Annotated in this window: 13 protein-coding genes; 9 read left to right on the forward strand and 4 right to left on the reverse strand. The window is 34.3% G+C overall.

From position 1 onward, the window contains the following. Window positions 1-37: 37 nt before the first annotated feature. Both IRZ83_RS01845 and IRZ83_RS01850 read left to right on the forward strand, forming a co-directional pair. A complete protein-coding gene (locus IRZ83_RS01845) occupies window positions 38-1,849 on the forward strand; it encodes a T9SS type A sorting domain-containing protein (protein WP_228520648.1) in 1,812 nt (603 codons plus the stop codon). A gap of 40 nt (window positions 1,850-1,889) precedes the next feature. Then, window positions 1,890-3,377 carry a hypothetical protein gene (locus IRZ83_RS01850; RefSeq protein WP_194566436.1) on the forward strand — a complete coding sequence of 496 codons (1,488 nt, stop codon included), beginning with the start codon at window positions 1,890-1,892 and terminating at the stop codon, window positions 3,375-3,377. 78 nt (window positions 3,378-3,455) lie between these two features. Here the strand turns inward: IRZ83_RS01850 and IRZ83_RS01855 are convergent, their stop codons facing one another. After that, on the reverse strand, window positions 3,456-4,334 hold the full coding sequence (locus IRZ83_RS01855; RefSeq protein WP_194566438.1) for an NAD(P)H-binding protein: 879 nt from the start codon (window positions 4,332-4,334) through the stop codon (window positions 3,456-3,458). 80 nt (window positions 4,335-4,414) lie between these two features. Here IRZ83_RS01855 and IRZ83_RS01860 point away from each other — a divergent pair, with 80 nt between their 5' ends. Then, window positions 4,415-4,780: a winged helix-turn-helix transcriptional regulator gene (locus IRZ83_RS01860; RefSeq protein WP_029269859.1), complete on the forward strand. Its 366-nt coding sequence runs from the start codon at window positions 4,415-4,417 to the stop codon at window positions 4,778-4,780. Window positions 4,781-4,836: 56 nt separating this feature from the next. Beyond that, window positions 4,837-5,271: a DoxX family membrane protein gene (locus IRZ83_RS01865; RefSeq protein ID WP_194566440.1), complete on the forward strand. Its 435-nt coding sequence runs from the start codon at window positions 4,837-4,839 to the stop codon at window positions 5,269-5,271. Window positions 5,272-5,410: 139 nt separating this feature from the next. Here IRZ83_RS01865 and IRZ83_RS01870 read toward each other — a convergent pair whose 3' ends face one another. Continuing rightward, window positions 5,411-6,442: a LacI family DNA-binding transcriptional regulator gene (locus IRZ83_RS01870; RefSeq protein ID WP_029269855.1), complete on the reverse strand. Its 1,032-nt coding sequence runs from the start codon at window positions 6,440-6,442 to the stop codon at window positions 5,411-5,413. Between the two features lie 110 nt (window positions 6,443-6,552). Further along, window positions 6,553-8,154, reverse strand: a complete 1,602-nt coding sequence (locus tag IRZ83_RS01875; RefSeq protein WP_029269854.1) for a Na+/H+ antiporter — start codon at window positions 8,152-8,154, stop codon at window positions 6,553-6,555. Window positions 8,155-8,525: 371 nt separating this feature from the next. Here IRZ83_RS01875 and IRZ83_RS01880 point away from each other — a divergent pair, with 371 nt between their 5' ends. The 5 genes from IRZ83_RS01880 (at window position 8,526) to IRZ83_RS01900 (ending at window position 16,408) form a co-directional block, all read left to right on the forward strand. Then, window positions 8,526-10,004 carry an ankyrin repeat domain-containing protein gene (locus IRZ83_RS01880; RefSeq protein ID WP_194566442.1) on the forward strand — a complete coding sequence of 493 codons (1,479 nt, stop codon included), beginning with the start codon at window positions 8,526-8,528 and terminating at the stop codon, window positions 10,002-10,004. 125 nt (window positions 10,005-10,129) lie between these two features. After that, a complete protein-coding gene (locus IRZ83_RS01885) occupies window positions 10,130-10,609 on the forward strand; it encodes a DUF2271 domain-containing protein (protein ID WP_029269851.1) in 480 nt (159 codons plus the stop codon). Window positions 10,610-10,698: 89 nt separating this feature from the next. Then, a complete protein-coding gene (locus IRZ83_RS01890; protein ID WP_194566444.1) occupies window positions 10,699-12,882 on the forward strand; it encodes a PepSY domain-containing protein in 2,184 nt (727 codons plus the stop codon). Window positions 12,883-12,895: 13 nt separating this feature from the next. Continuing rightward, entirely contained in the window at window positions 12,896-13,903 is a 1,008-nt protein-coding gene (locus IRZ83_RS01895; RefSeq protein WP_194566446.1) for an FAD:protein FMN transferase, read from the forward strand. Between the two features lie 156 nt (window positions 13,904-14,059). After that, entirely contained in the window at window positions 14,060-16,408 is a 2,349-nt protein-coding gene (locus IRZ83_RS01900) for a mechanosensitive ion channel family protein (RefSeq protein ID WP_194566448.1), read from the forward strand. Window positions 16,409-16,480: 72 nt separating this feature from the next. On the opposite strand, the gene IRZ83_RS01905 is transcribed toward IRZ83_RS01900, so the two are convergent. Next, on the reverse strand, window positions 16,481-17,371 hold the full coding sequence (locus tag IRZ83_RS01905) for an SDR family oxidoreductase (RefSeq protein ID WP_194566450.1): 891 nt from the start codon (window positions 17,369-17,371) through the stop codon (window positions 16,481-16,483). Window positions 17,372-17,420: the final 49 nt, after the last annotated feature.

Here is a 17,420-nt window from a genome sequence, read left to right on the forward strand (position 1 = left end):
AAATTGGAATCTATTACTATACTTAAAAGTAAAAGTTATGAAGAAAGCAACATTACTTATTTTAATACTCGCTACTACAAAATGCCTCTCACAAATTTATTTTAGTCCTAACGCGAGCATGTATGTAAAAAATGAAATACTTTATGTAAAACAAGATGTGAATTTAGCTTTAAATTCAAATTTATATTTACGAAACAATTCGCAATTAGTGCAAGGTGCCACAGGAACATCTACCAATACTGGAGCCGGTTTGCTATCTGTATATCAGGAAGGCACATCAGATAATTATGATTATAATTATTGGTGTTCTCCTGTTGGAAATGCTTCGGCTTCTTCAGGAAACGAATATTTTGGAATTACGATGTTAAGCCGTCCGACAACTTCGATTGCTTCTACAACAGCGGCTATTCTAGCTCCAACCATTTCTGACGGAACTTCAAATCCGCTTGCAATAGCTTCAAAATGGATTTATAAGCTCGTTAATGCTAATAATTACTCGCAATGGGTTTTTGTTGGCAGTGCAACATCATTGGCTCCAGGTGAAGGTTTTTCTATGAAAGGCACAAGCGGAACTGATGCATTAGATCCTGAAGCAACTGGCATTACTAACAATCCAGGAAGTGCTCAAAGATATGATTTTAGAGGAAAACCAAACGATGGCAATATTACGATTACACTGGGGATCAATAATGCTACGTTAACAGGAAACCCATATCCATCGGCTTTGCACTTAAATGCTTTTCTCTTAGATCCTTCTAATACAGCCACTGGAGGCATTGCGTACTTTTGGGAACAAGATAAAACGGTTAACTCTCATACCTTAATTAATTACAGAGGCGGTTATGGATCCTATTCTCCAGTAGACTTAACTTCTTCAGGTGTTTATGTTGCTGCATTCTTCAATTCTTATAAACCCGATGGATCAGTAAACAATGTAGGATCAACATCTGGACTTGTAATAAATAGACGATATTGTCCTATTGGTCAAGGCTTTGTTATTAGTGCAACTGCAAGCGGTACAGCAACATTTAAAAATAGTCATCGAGTTTTTATAAAAGAAAGTTTCGGCTCGTCTCAATTTGAAAAAAAGAAACCAGAAGAAAAAACCAGCAAGAAAGAAGATTCAGCGGAAAAAAACAATGAAGACATCGTTGAAGAAGTTTCTCATTTTAAACTTAATACCATAATTGACAATCAATTTACCAGACAATTGGCGTTGGCTTTTGTACCACAAGCAACTGACGGAATAGATTATGGTATTGATGCATTAAATATGGATGATGCGCTCCCAAATGATGTGACCTTTTGGATAGAAAATGGCAGTTATGTCATTCAGGGCGTTAGTTTTGATGAAACAAAAAAAATTGCACTTAATGTAAAAGCGGCTTCAACTGCAACGTTTAAATTTTATATACCTGAATTCATAAATTTCAATGCTTCGCAGATGGTTTATTTGTATGATGCCTTAGACAATTCCTATCACGATATCAAAAATGCAACATATGAAGTGACTGTTCCTCCAGGAATTTATGCTGACCGATTTAAGATTGCTTTTAAAAATAGCGGAACACTGGGTGTAGGTGACAATGTTATAAAACAATTTTACGTAAATCAAGATAATTCCAATAGCACTTTAAAGGTTTCAAATCCTAGCAATCTAGCATTAAAATCATTTAGGCTTTATGATGTTTTAGGCAAAACAGTATTGTCTAAGAAAGATTTGGAAACCGAAGAAAATTACACATTTTCAACCAGTGGCTTAAGCAGCGGTGTTTACTTAACCGAATTCTTAACTATTGATAATCAAAGATTCACTGAAAAAATTATCATTTCAAATTCTGGAAAATAAAGATACATCATAAAAAAATCATTAACTAATATTAGAAATTATGATCACTAAACCTGCTCTTCAAAATTATAAGCCATTTTTACTGCTGTTTTTTCTTTTTTTAAATTTTATCGGAAATGCACAAATAGGAATTGGTACCGTAACACCAAATGCCAGTTCAGTACTGGACATTACTTCTACTACTAAAGGAATGCTGGCGCCGAGAATGACAACTACTCAAAGAACTGCCATAACAACTCCAGCAGATGGATTGCTTGTGTATGATACAGATTTAAAATTGTTTTATTACTACTCTTCTACTGGTGCGGCTTGGATGCCTATTTTAAATGGAACAAACGGAAGAACTAATTTTAAACGTGTAAAATCTTCTGCAGATCTAGCACCTGAACTTACCGCAGGAGGAGGATCTGTCTATTTATTAACGTCGAATACCTTGTATGAAATAAATGGAACAATCAGCATAAGCAACCCAATAAATTTAAACAATGCGTATGTTGCTGGGCAAGATACGAATGAAGACATTATTTCATCTACAGGTGTTGTTTTTCAAGGAGCTACAGGCGGCAGTATCAGGAATGTTACGTTAAAAGGAACAAAAGCCTTTGATATTACGGGTCCAGGAGTCGCAACAGCTACCTCTCTTTTGGTTCAAAATACGGTTATAGATGGGATGACAACAAGTGTTGGAAATATTTCGGGTTTAGGATTATACTTCGGGAATATCGTTCAGTTTATAAACAACACCACTGGAATGACGTATTCTAATATTGGCAGTTTACTGTTAAGCAATCAAGCCTGGTTTAGTTCTAATAATGGTACTTTTGAAACATTTACTGGCACATTTGGACTAATACAAAAAAATAGCGGTTTTAGCACTGTTGATGCAGCCGATGTTGCATTAGATGTCAGTACTGCTGGTCTTACCGTAGGAACAGGCATCTTGCTGGGTACCGTTTTTTCAGGAACTACGACAGCTCCTTCTGGTTATGTTAAAGGTTATGCTGCAGCATCGACTTATCCTGGTTATCTTTTTAGCCTTGCATGGACAGTAGATTCACCAGGTATCTCTCGTGAAGGTGATGGCGATTCTACCGGTGATATTAATTTAGATGCAGCAGTTGGTAGTGGTGTAACAACTACATTTAGTGGCACAGGAACAGGAAGCAGAACTAAAGTTCTGGGTACTACTACATCTAATAGTTTATTTCGTTTTACAAAAGACGGAAATAACAGAATTACGTATAGAGGAAACAAAGCAAGATATTTTCAGGTAGCTGCTTCAGTTTCATATCAAACAAGTGCTGATGCAACAATAATTCTTTATATAGCAAAAAACGGTACAGTACTTACTGAAACAAAAGTATATGGCAAACCTAGCAGTGGACTTTTCTCTTCTGCTGGTATTATGGCTTTGCCAATTATAGGAACTGTGCAACTGAAAACTGGAGATTATATTGAAATTTGGGCAGAACGTTATGCTGGCAGCGTAGATATGCAAACAGTCTCTCTAAATTTAACTGCCAAATAAAACAAGATTAATTAATATAAAAAAGGGAATAGATTAGTTTCTATTCCCCTATTTATATTTACAGCATTTTTTTAAAGATTAAAACTTTGAAGCAAATTCCTTAGCAAAATCTTCAAGCTTAATCTTTCCATCAATAGCTTTATAATTTTCTATAAAATCTGCAGCAATTTTACCGCTTCGTAAACCTGATCCCATTTCGGTATACAAATTGGCCATTTCTTCTGGCAATCCAGCTTGTATCATTCCGTTTAGAGATTGCTCATCGGTAAATTCAATCCATGGCAGTTCTGGTTTTCCAATTGCTGTACCTAGAGTAACCGCTACATCTTTTGGCGTACGAACGTCACTTACAATATAACGGATGTTTGTCCCTAATTGTGTTTTTACTAATTCTTCTGCCACTGCATTTGCAATATCTTCAGGATGTATGTAAGGAATTTCAACATCTACCGGATAATTCGCTCCAATAATACCAGCTCCTTTTATCATCGGTACATCATTAAATAAATTGGTAAAAAAGAATCCTGCACGAAGAAAAGTTACAGAGGTGTTTTCTAACTTTTTATAAATGTTTTCAATGTTATAAAGTCCTGCAATTGGTCCAGTTCCTTCTGGCAAATCAGCACCAATACTGCTCAACATAACAACTCTTTTTACTCCGGCTTCCTCAATTGCTTTTGCAAAAGCATGACCCGCCTCTATTGTATTGGCTATAACATTAGAACCTCCCAAATTTGGAGGTGTCATCGCAAAAATTGCATCTGCGTCTTTGAATGCATTTTTCAAAAAATTGGCATCGCTTACTGATCCAATTGCTGATTTTGCACCCAATTTTTCTATTTCTTCAATTCGATCAGCACTGTTGCTTATTACTGTTACTTGATGTCCTGAAGCAGTTAAATTTTTAACTAATGGTTTTCCTATGTTTCCTAGTGAACCTGAAATTGTAATTTTCATATCTATTTATTTTTTTATTTCTGAAACAAAGGTATATTTGTACTTACTTTTATACAAGTACTTACCCTAAAGTATGTATCATGACAGCAATTAAAGAATCATCGACTATTCAGGAAAATAAGCAATATGCTTTAGAAAAATGCCCTGTAACTTATGTAATGGATAAAATTGGAGGCTATTGGAAACCCATTATCATCTACCAGCTTTCTAACGGAAGTTTGCGATATAGCGAATTAAAAAGAGCTATTCCAGCCATAACTGAAAAAATGTTAATTCAGCATCTTAAACAATTAGAAGCTGATAATATCGTTATTAGAGAAGCAAAGCCTGTAGTTCCTCCTTTTGTAACTTACAGTTTAAGCGCTTCAGGAACTGGTTTACTGCCTGTTATCGAAGCTATGGCAACTTGGGCTTTCAAAGACAAAGATGATGGGTTTAAAATGTAATTTTGTAAGTATTCAATTTTAATCCCAAATCAAATATTAATTAAAATTGATTATAAATGAAAAGCATAACCACAGCAAAAGCCGGTTTAATTTTAAGAATTGTTTTAGGAATCACCATGTTATCAGCAGTAGCTGACCGATTTGGACTTTGGGGAGCGCCCGGATCTGCCGGAGTAGCCTGGGGAAATTGGGAGAATTTTGTAATTTATACGCATACCCTTAATCCTTTTGCAAGCAAGCCTGTAGCCGAAATTCTAGGCGGAATTGCTACTTTTTTTGAAATCTTATTCAGCTTGTTGTTATTCGCCGGATTCAGAACTCGAATTACTGCTTTTGGCACAGCTTGTCTTATGTTGATTTTTGCTGTTTCTATGGCAATTTCAGTTTCTATAAAAGCACCTTTTGATTATTCAGTTTTAACCAGCGCCGCTGCGGCATTATTGCTTTCGACTATAGACAGAACTTGTTTTGCAGTTGACAATAAGATATAATTCAATATAAAATCAATATAAAAAGCCCCGAAATTTGTTTTTCGGGGCTTTATTTTATTTCTAAATATAATTTTAATTTTGAATTCTATTCATCAACTGCAATTCTAAAATATCGTCTTTGATGGGATTGAATTTAAATTTATTTTCTATTTGAAGATTCACGAACAAGTACTTCTGTATTCAGAAAAGTTATTTCCTGAACATCATTTTCTCTAACTGACTTTAGATTTTTTATTATAATTTCTGCGGCGGCTTTTCCCATTTTTTCAGCGGGATGCGTAATTGTAGATAAATTAGGATCTATTATTTCAGAAATTGGGTCGTTATTAAATCCAATGATCGCAATATCTTCTGGCACTTTTATGCCTCTTTTTTTTGCTGTCTGCAATGCACTCACCGCGATAATATCTCCAGAAGCAAAAAGGCCATCCGGAATTGGCTTTAGATTAAATAACTTAGTACTGGCTTTTACGCCTTCTTCATAAGTTACTGCTTTTAAATCAACTATAAGTTCGTCTAAAACAGGCAAATTAGCATCTTTTAAAGCTTCAACATAACCTCTTTTTCTTTCATTATATAAATTACCGAATTCAGCGCCCGCACCCAAATGCGCAATGCGTTTACAGCCTTGATCTATAAGATGTTTGGTAGCTTTATATCCTGCAGAATAATTATCAATAACTACTCTAAAAGTATTGTAATCTTTTGGCACCCTGTCGACAAAAACTAATGGAATATTATTATTTGAAAATTGCTCAAAATGCGATGTATCTCTTGTTTCCATTGCTAAAGAACAAATAACGCCGCTTACACGGTTGCTGTATAAAGATTTAGCCATATTTACTTCTTCAGAATACGAATCGTGCGACTGCATAATAATAACTGAATAGTCTGATTTTTGTGCTGTAATTTCGATTCCGCTAATTAATGAAGACAAAAAAGGCTGTGTTACAGTGGGAATCAAAACTCCAATTGTTTTGGTTTTATTTCCACGCAAACCTGCAGCCAAAGTGTTAGGAACAAAACCCATTTCTTTTGCCGTCTTTTTGACTTTTTTTATGGTTTTGTCACTTATAGAATGGTGATCTTTTAAAGCTCTTGAAATTGTAGAGGTCGCCAAATTAAGTTTCTCAGCAATATCGTAGATCGTTACGTGTTTATTCTCTTCCATGAAATAAGTAAATAAGAAATGTAAATATAAGGTATTTTACGACACTATATCTTTCTAAAATGCAACTTCCACCTTCACAAAATTATCAAATCATCTAATTTTTACATCAATTAATCTTCATACATTTCCATATAAAGACGGGTTTCTTCGAGATCTAACTCTTTTTCTATCTTTCTGAAAATTTCTTCATTAACTGAACCCTGTTTGTGCATAAGCTCTAATTTTGCGCGCTCTACATTCAGCAAATCAATTTGCAATTTGGTGAAATCATTGAAGATTTCCCCTCCCATTACATTTCCTTTTCCAAAAAAATTGGCCGGAAGTTCTGTCTTCTGCAAACGGTTAAACTTTACTTCATATTTGCTTTTGATGTTGTGAAGTAAATCATCATTCAATAGCGAGAAATTGTCTTCTATATGCGTAATGGTTTGTGAAACAATTATATTCCGAATCTCGTATTCTTCTGCCAAAATAGAATACGGCTGTAATTTTAATTTCTTAATAAGCCACGGAAGCGTTAATCCCTGAATAACTAAAGTGGAAAGTATGACACAGAAAACCAAATAAATAATCAGATTGCGAAAGGGAAATTCTTCTTTTTCATTTAACATTAAAGGCAATGCCAAAGCGGCGGCCATCGAAACTACGCCGCGCATTCCAGACCAGCCAAAAATAATCATGTTTCGATAATCGAATTCTTCTTTCTCCCGTATTCTTTTGCTGAGGAATCTCGGAAGCAAAGTCGCCGGAATAACCCATAAAAACCGCACCAAAATTACCACTAAACTTACAGTCGCTCCCCAAATAAATAATGAACTTCCAGAATAATTACTAATTCCAGAAATGATGTGACGCAGCTGCAATCCTATCAATATAAAAATCAAACCATTTAAAATACTCGTCAAAATACTCCAAATTGTGTTGGTCATAATGCGGCTCTCGTGCGTAAAAATACTTCCAGATCTTGCTGAGAGATACAGTCCTGTTGTTACAACGGCTAAAACACCTGAACATTCAAAATGTTCTGCAATTAAGTAAGATGCAAAAGGTGTTAAAAGTGTTAATGTGGCTTCAATTATATCATCACAAACGAATTTTTTATGAATAATACTCATTACATATCCCACGACTAAACCAATAGCAATTCCTAATGTCGACATGATAAAAAAGTTCAATCCAGCCTGCCAAAGCACAAAATTGCCAGCAACGATGGCTGTTAGTGCATACTTATAAGCGACAAGTCCGCTTGCATCATTAAGCAGACTTTCGCCTTCAAGAATGGCAATAAGTCTCGGATTTAAACCTAATCCTTTTGTAATAGAAGTTGCAGAAACTGCATCTGGAGGCGAAACAATTGCGCCCAGCAAAAATGCTAACGGCCAAGAAATATCTTCGATCAGCATATGTGCCGCAATCGCTACTGCAATTGTAGTAAATAGAACCAATCCGACAGCAGCAAGTGTTATCGGTCGAATAGTTTGTTTAAACTCAAACCAGCTGGTGTACCATGCTGCGTGATACAAAAGAGGTGGAAGAAAAATAATAAAAACAACATCGGGATTTAAAGTAATAATTGGAAGTCCTGGAATAATACTGATTATTACACCGCAAAGCACCAACACAATTGGTACCGGAAAATTATATCGCTTACTAATAAGGCTCAGGAAAGCAACTCCAAATAGCAACATTATAATTACTGTAATATTCTCCATTTCCAGATTGTTTTTGGTTATCTAACTTCAATTTATTGAGGTACTAATTTAATATTTTATGCGAATTATATACCTTTCAACAAATCAATTTTAAAAAATGCCTACAGTTTAATTTGTATGCTCGAAAATAATTTTGATTTGGATTAAACCTTTATAAGATTTTTGCTTCTAAGGATAAAAATGAAGCCAAATAAAAAACTTGATTAAAATCAGCTTAAATTTGAATTTTCTCGTATAAATAAGGTTGATTTACTAATAATAATTTTTACATTTGCGCTATTTTTATTTATTCTAAATAGAATTGATTAAGAAAGTCAATTTTGATTAAATGAAAAAAGATAGAACTAATTTAAAACAGTAAAAACCAAAATATGAAAAAGAATATCCTTGTTTCTTTAGCATTAGCCGCTACTTTATTTGTTAGTGCACAACAAAAAAATACTTTATTAGAAGCTTCTTTTTGGAAAACAGCTCCCAATACAGAGGCTGTAAAAGCTGAAATAGCAAAAGGAAATAATCCAGCTGAAGCCAATGCAAATGCTTTTGATGTTGTTGTTCTTGCAATTAATAACGATGCTCCAGCAGCAACTATAAAGTTCTTGTTAGATCAGCCTGGAAATCCAGTAAATAAAATGACACATGATAATCGTATTTATTTGCATTGGGCAGCTTACAGAGGAAATACAGAATTGGTAGAATACTTAATTGCAAAAGGCTCTGATGTTAATTTAGAAGACAGTCACGGTACTACTCCAGTTGCTTTTGCTGCCAGTAATGGACAAAACAATCCAGCACTTTACGAAGCTTTTTTTAAAGCTGGAATAGATCCGAAGAAAAAATACAAAGACGGAGAAAATTTATTGCTTTTAGGCATTCCGTCTGATAAAGATTTGACACTTACCGACTATCTTATAACAAAAGGACTTTCTCTTAAAGATGTTGACAATAACGGAAATACAGCTTTTGATTATGCTGCCAGAACAGGAAATATTGCGCTTTTGAAAAAATTATTAGAAAGAAAAGTAAAACATACGGACAATGCTCTTTTGATCGCGACACAAGGAAATCGAAGAGAAACAACTTCGCTTGAAGCGTATAAATTTTTAGTTGAGGAAATAAAAATTAAACCAACTGCAGAAAACAGATCTGGCGAGAATGTATTGCATCTTTTGGCAGCAAAACCAAATCAAAAAGAAATTATCAGCTATTTTTTGGCGAAAGGTGTCGATGCAAATAAAGTTAATAAAGAAGGAAATACTCCATTTATGATCGCTGCAGGAGCTAGAGAAAATGGTGCTTTAGAGCAATTATTGCCAATAGCAAAAAACATTAATTTAAAAAATACAAAAGGAGAATCAGCTTTGATATTTGCTGTAAAATCAGGAACGCCTGAAGCAGTTGCCTTGCTTTTATCAAAAGGTGCTGATGTAAATGTTGCTGACAAAGATGGCAATAATTTAGGCGTGTATTTGGTACAATCTTACAGACCAGATCCGAAACAGGACCCTTTTGCTGCTAAAGAAAAATTGCTTCAAGAAAAAGGATTAAACTTGGCTGCTCAACAAAAAGACGGAAGCACTTTATATCATTTTGCAGCAGCTAAAAACGATTTATCTTTACTGAAAAAATTAGCCGATTTGAATATCGACGTAAATGCTAAAAACAAAGATGGTTTAACTGCTTTGCATAAAGCAGCATTGGTTGCTAAAGATGATGCTGTTTTAAAATACCTGCTTTCAATTGGTGCCAAAAAAGAAATTACAACAGAATTTGATGAAAGCGCGTATGCTTTAGCAAAAGAAAACGAATCTCTGACAAAACAAAATGTTTCAATCGAATTTTTAAAATAGTTTTTTAGTAAAAAATAAAATGTAAAATGTGAAATGCTATGTTAAACTAATCATTTCGAATCTAAAAACTACATTTTACATTTCACAACTCACATTTCACAATTCACAACTCACAATTAAAAAAAATGAAATCAATATTTAAAATAGCGCTTACAGCTTCATTAATCTGCCTTATTTCTTTTCAAGCTTCGGCGCAAAGCAAATACAAATGCATGCTTCAGATGGCAAATTATATGGGAGAAGGTGCTTATATTGTAGTCTCGCTTATTAAACCAAATGGTGAATACGAAAAAACACTTTACGTAATGGGCGACGATAAAAAATGGTACAAATCATTGAAAGAATGGAATAAATTTCAGACTGCGAAACCTGCTGATATCAGTGCAAAAACAGGAGCATCTGTCACTGGCGGAGACCGCAGTGTTACTACAATTGAAATTGAAGATTCTAAAATTAACAAGGGATACAAATTGCGATTTGAATCGGCAGTGGAAGACCAAAAATATTATGTTAGCGATTTAGAAATTCCGCTTACTACTGAAGGTCTTGCTGATAAAACAGAAGGAAAAGGCTATATTCGCTATGTCAGATTAAGTAAAATTTAATTTTTATTTTCTGCTAAATAAAGCTTTGTCAAAGATTTAAACTTTGACAAAGCTTAAATCTTTGATCATATCTCAATAGCTTACATTACATGACTCTTTCTTTTTGGCGTTACACACACTTGGTTCTAGCCTTGTTTTCTTCTTTGTTTCTGCTTTTGGCATCTGTAACGGGTATCATTCTCGCAGTCGATGCTGTTCAGGAAAAAACACTTCCATATAAGGCAGAAAATTTCAATCAAATAACTTTGGGAGAAACATTGCCTGTGTTAAAAAAGGTATATCCTGAAATTACGGAGCTCAGTGTAGATTACAATCAATTTGTAACGCTTAAGGCTATCGATGAGGATGGAAATGATATTAACGCATACATTGATCCAAAAACAGGAAAAGCATTAGGAACTCCAGTAAAAAAAAGTGAGTTTATTCAATGGGTGACGAGTTTTCATCGATCTTTATTTCTTCATGAAGCTGGACGCTTTTTTGTTGGTGTAATTTCGTTTTTATTGCTGCTGATTTCAATTTCTGGTTTTGCTCTAGTTTTGAATAGGCAAAGAGGAATCCGTAATTTCTTTTCGAAAGTAATCAAAGAGTATTTTGCTCAATATTACCATGTTGTTTTAGGAAGATTGGCTTTAATTCCCATTTTGATTATAGCACTTACAGGAACGTATTTATCGCTGGAAAGATTTCATTTTTTCATGGGTGAGGAAAAAACGAAACCCGTAAAAACAGAACTTTCGGCGGAAGCCAAAAAAACTTCTATCTTTAAAACTACACTTTTATCAGATGTAAAAAAAATCGAATTTCCTTTTACAGATGATCCAGAGGAATATTATATAATTGAATTAAAGGACCGCGAAATCGAAGTCAATCAGATTACAGGCGCTGTGGTTACAGAGAAACGGTCGCCGATAACTGTTCAATTTGCAGACTTTAGTCTTGACCTTCATACCGGAAGAATAAACGCTGTGTGGGCTTTAATTCTAGCGGTTGCCTGTTTAAATATTCTCTTTTTTATTTACTCAGGTTTTGCGATTACATTAAAAAGAAGATCAAGCAGAATCAAAAATAAATTCAAGGCTAATGAAAGTAAATTCATTTTATTAGTTGGTTCTGAGAACGGAAGTACATTGCGTTTTGCCAATGCAATTCTCAAACAATTAATCGATCACGGACAAAAGGCTTTTATTGCAGAATTAAACAGTTATACTGTGTTCCCAAAAGCAGAGCATATTATCGTTTTATCATCTACACATGGTTTGGGAGATGCTCCATCTAACGGAAGTAAATTTTTATCGCTTTTACAGAAACACAATCAGCAGCAAAATATCAACTTTTCTGTAGTGGGTTTTGGTTCAAAAGCTTATCCTGATTTTTGTGCTTTTGCTTTTGAAATTGATACGCTTTTAGCGGCTCAAAATTGGGCTGAACGTTTTCTAGATGTTCAAACAGTAAACGATAAATCCGCACAAGAATTTGTAAATTGGATAAAATTATGGAGTACCAAAGCAGGTATTTCATTATCAACGACGCCGTCTGTTTACAATCACGTTCCAAAAGGCTTGCAAAAATTGATGGTTCTAGATAAAACTGTAGTTTCAGAAACAGAGCAGACTTTCTTAGTTACATTACGCGCCAATATGCGGGCTAAATTTACATCAGGAGATTTATTGGCTATATATCCGGCAAACGATACACGAGAACGCCTTTATTCTATTGGATATCATTCTGGTAATATCCAATTGGTTGTAAAATTACATCCTCACGGATTGGGTTCTGGTTTTTTAAATGAACTTAAACCAGGAAATAGTATCAAAGCGAGAATTATCAATAATCATGCTTTTCATTTTCCTAAAAAAGCATCAAAAGTGGCGCTCATTTCAAATGGAACTGGAATTGCTCCTTTTCTTGGAATGATCGAACAAAATAAGAAAAAAGTTGAAACTCATTTATATTCGGGTTTTAGAATGGAAACTGAAACTGTTGTAGGTTACAAAAAGTTTACATCAGAAATGATAGCGAAACAAAAGCTTCAGAGTTTTCATTTGGCTTTATCGCGCGAAGCAGAACATTTTTATGTAATGGATTTAATAAAACGCGATGCATTATTTTTTACAGATTTATTAGATCACGGCGGCGTAATTATGATTTGCGGTTCGCTTGCGATGCAAAAAGATGTAGAATCGATTTTGAATAACTTATGTCTTTTAAACGGAAATAAAGATTTTTCAAGTTATAAGCAAAACAATCAAATACTTACCGATTGTTATTAAAATTTTTATAGCCATGAATTACAAAACGCTTTATAAGTTTTTTATTCTCTTTATAATACTGAGCAGCTCATTAAGCAACGCGCAGGTTTTACGAAAAAAAACCACACTGCTTATGGGAGGACGTTTTGATATTACAATCGTTGCAAATGATACGCTTGAAGCGGAAAAAAACATAGAGGCTGTCATTGCCGAAATTACCCGAATTGAAAATTTAATTTCAGATTGGAAACCAACTTCGCAAATTTCTGAAGTGAATCAAAACGCAGGAATCAAACCCGTGAAAGTTGATCGAGAAGTTTTTGAACTCACACAAAGAGCTATAAAATTATCTGAAATAACAAACGGCGGTTTCGATGTAAGCTTTGCGGCAATGGACAGAATCTGGAAATTTGACGGATCAATGACCGAGATGCCTTCGGCGGAAGCCATAAAAAAATCGGTAGAGAAAGTTGGTTTTAAAAACATTATTTTAGACAGTGCTCAATCGACCATTTTCTTAAAATTAAAAGGAATGAAGATTGGTTTCGGTGCTTTAGGCGAAGGCTACGCAACCGATAAATGTAGAGCCATGATGATTGCAAAAGGCATTAAAGCTGGAATTATAAACGGTTCTGGCGATATGAGCACGTGGGGAAAACAGCCTAACGGAAATCCTTGGAAAATTGGTATTACAAATCCGTTTGATCCTGAAAAACTTTTGGCAATTGTTCCCTTAGAAGAGCAAGCTGTCACTACTTCTGGCAGTTATGAAAAGTTTGTTGTTTTTAATGGCAAGCGCTATTCACACATTATAAATCCTTCAACGGGTTATCCTGCAACTGGCTTGTGCAGTGTTTCTGTTTTTGGTCCAAATGCCGAAACAGCAAACGGGCTCAGTACTTCCCTTATGGTTTTGGGTCAAAAAGAAGGATTGCTTTTACTTCAAAAATATCCTGAATACAGCTGTATTATGATTACAGATAATGGGAAAGTTATCAAATCAAAAAACTTCAAAATCAAAAAATTTAAGGCTAAATTTTAATAGATTTTTTTTCTGAAAGATTCAAAGTCGCCCTGATTTATAATCTATTTAAAGTTCAAAATATCTTTATAACTATTTTACATTATTTCTTCACTATAACACGGAAGTCGATTAAAAAAAATTAAATTTGAAGACCCTAAATTTATTCTTTAAATTATGATTCAAAAAAGAAGTTATCTCTATTTATTCGCCTTACTGACTGCATTATTTTTCGCGCCTCTTTCCTACTCGCAGACGCAGCCGCAAAAAAAAGAAAGCCGCTCAAAATTATTTGAAGAAACTACTACAGACAGCGATTATTTAATGGCTATAGAAAAAGCTGGCGAAGTAATGGAATCTGCTTACAACGATGCTGATTTTGACAGTGCTTCGCATCATTTGTTTAGCGAAATCAAAAGAACTCAAAGCAAACTCGACCTCATTTTAGCAAGTTTGAAAGGCGCCAACCCAAATGTGCGCAATCAGCAAATGTATCACACGGTTCTAAAAGAGATTCAGTTGCAATTAGACGAGCAAAATGCTGCGATTAATTTACGAAACGAAAATCTCGAAAAAATTAAAGGCCGATTTATCGAATTGCGCAAAGACAAAACGTTGATGGCTCTTATAAAAGATACGATTCGACGCAAGCAATTTAAAAGAGAATTTGCAAATCTTAAAAAGAAATACCTGAGTACAGATAGCTTGATGACTAAAAATCAAGGAATTCTGAACACCAAAAAAAGGATTACTGTACAACGAAAAATTGCAGTTTCGAATGCTATAATTACAGTGGAAAACCACCTTGAAAAATCAGGAATAAGCATGCTGCATAAAGAATATCCTTTTTTATGGAGTATTAATGATTCTATTCCGAAAAAAACTACAGCACAAAATATTGGAGCTAAAATTGTTATCGAAGAAAATGTCGCTGCCTACTATTTGAGTTATCGCACTGGTGGCTTGATTGCCTTAATCTTCTTTATGGGACTTTTGGCGTGGTATATTTCGCGTAATTTAAAATACCTGAGAACCAACGGATATTCTGAAAACTTAGCTCAGTTTAACTTTAAATATTTAAACAGAGGTGTATTGCTTCCCGTTTTAGTAATCGGACTTAATATTGCAGTAGTCAGTAATTTATATTCTCCTGCAATGTTCTTGGAATTGCTTCATCTTATTTTACTTGGAATTCTGACCCTTCTTTTCAAAGATAAATGGTCAAAAAAATCAATGCGAAATTGGATCATTCTTTTAGGATTGTTTTTTACCCTCTGCTTCCTTGATTTATTTATAGAAGTTGGGCTTATACAGCGCTGTGCTTTTATTATCATTAATGTTTTTGGAATTCGCTATGGTTTGGTTCAAATCAAAAGCATTAAAGATCAGTTGTATATAAAAGGATTCTTTAAATGGGCCAGCATTATTTTTATTGCATTGAACGGATTATCGATACTTCACAATCTTTTTGGTAGAGTATCTCTTTCGAATATGTTGAGCTTGACTGCTTTTATTTCGCTTACGCAAATAATTGCTTTGAGTGTACTTCTTAAAATAATTTTAGAAATTATTATTTTACAGATCTATACAACGCGAATCAAACGTGGTTTCGAAAAGCTTTTTGATCACGAAAATTTATCTGAAACACTCAAAAAGCCTTTTATAATTGTAATCAGTTATATGTGGCTTGTTGTAATTGCTTCTAATTTAAATGTTTGGGAATCACTTCGTTCTTCTTTAGGTTCGCTGTTAAGTCATCCTAATACTATCGGAAGCATTACTTTTACCTTAGGAAATATTGTACTTTTCTTTATAATTATTTGGATTGCTCATTTGCTTCAAAAATATGTGGCTTACTTTTTTGGTGAAATTGATGATGAAAACGAAGAAAACGTTAATAAAAGACAACACTCTAAGCTATTGATTACAAGACTTATTGTTTTAATTGGAGGTTATCTTTTAGCTGTTGCCGCTTCGGGAATGCCGTTAGATAAATTGAGTATACTTTTGGGTGCTTTAGGTGTGGGTGTTGGGCTTGGACTTCAGAATGTGGTAAATAACTTTGTTTCTGGAGTCATATTAATTTTTGACAAACCCATCCAGATTGGAGATGTAATTGAAATCAGTTCAGAATCTGGCCGAGTAAAATCAATGGGATTGCGTACAACTAAAATTAATGCTCCAAACGGTGCTGAAATTATTATTCCGAACGGAAATTTATTATCACAAAACATCACCAACTGGACGTATACAGACAATTTTAAACTTGTAGAAATTTCAATAGAAATAAGTGGTGAAACAACTCCAGACGATATAAATGCAACTGTAATGCAGGCTCTTGAAAGTTTAGCATTAGTAAATACAACTAAAACACCGCAAATTTTTTACACTGCAATTTCTGATGGAAAATATAAATTACTAATAAAATTCTGGTGCAGTATTTACCGTACCGAAGAGTCTGTCAGCAGTGCTCGTCAAGTTTTATTTAGCAGTTTTAAAGCTAAAGGATTGACTTTTTCAACTTAAAAGTTGAGTTATTAATTATAAAAAAAGCCTTCAAATGTAATTTTTGAAGGCTTTTTTTATTTGCAAATATTTCTAATAATTCAATTCTGCTTTATGTTTTTCGATAAAGTCATTCCATTTTGTGGGCTCTTTTCCTGTAATTCCTTCAAAATTATCAAAAGTTTCATCTGCACCTGGAATTGTTCCAGCTGCATATCTCTTCCAATGTTCATAAACACAGCCCATATAAGCCATCTCTGCACCAGCTTCAATCATATTTTGAAGAAATATTTCGGGAGAAAGCGCTTCGTAACGAAAAGGTTTACCAATTATTGAAGTCATTTTTACAGCCAAATCATCAAACGAACAGGCATCATATCCTAATCGATATGTTTTTCCAGAATGCAATTCAGGATTTTGCAATGCGATCGCAGCAACCTGAGCCACATCTTCTACATCAACCCAGCTCAATCGTGCGCCTTCAATATATGCATTTATTACGCCGTTTGTAATCGCTTTTTTACCTCCATAACTGAGCAAATTCTGCATAAAAGTTTCAGGACGCAAATGCGTAAATGTAAAACCACACCACTCTATATAACGTTCTACCAACTGATGCCATGCCCAATGTCCGACAGTAGTGTTATCTGGCCCGCAAGCGCCCAAATGTACTACGTGCTTTACTCCTGCTTTTTTGGCATTGTCTAATAAAACTTTGCTTTGGCGAAGCATATCAACAGTATAACCTGTCACTATCAAAATGCGATCAATGCCTTCTAATGCAGGTAAATGTGTATTTTTATCATCAAAATCAAGTATTACTGTTTTGATGCCTAATGCCGTAAAAGGTTTTGCCTTTTCTGACGTTCGTACTGCTGCAATAATTTCTACGTCAGAATTTGATAAAAGAAAATTGATTGTTTTATTTCCGACCTGACCTGTAGCGCCAGTGATCAATATTTTAGGGAGTGCTTTTTGTGACATCTTTATTTTTGTATTTAAATTTTTATATTAAAAAAACAAAATTAAGGCG

Source organism: Flavobacterium sp. JLP (genome assembly GCF_015350755.1).
Taxonomy (GTDB): domain Bacteria; phylum Bacteroidota; class Bacteroidia; order Flavobacteriales; family Flavobacteriaceae; genus Flavobacterium.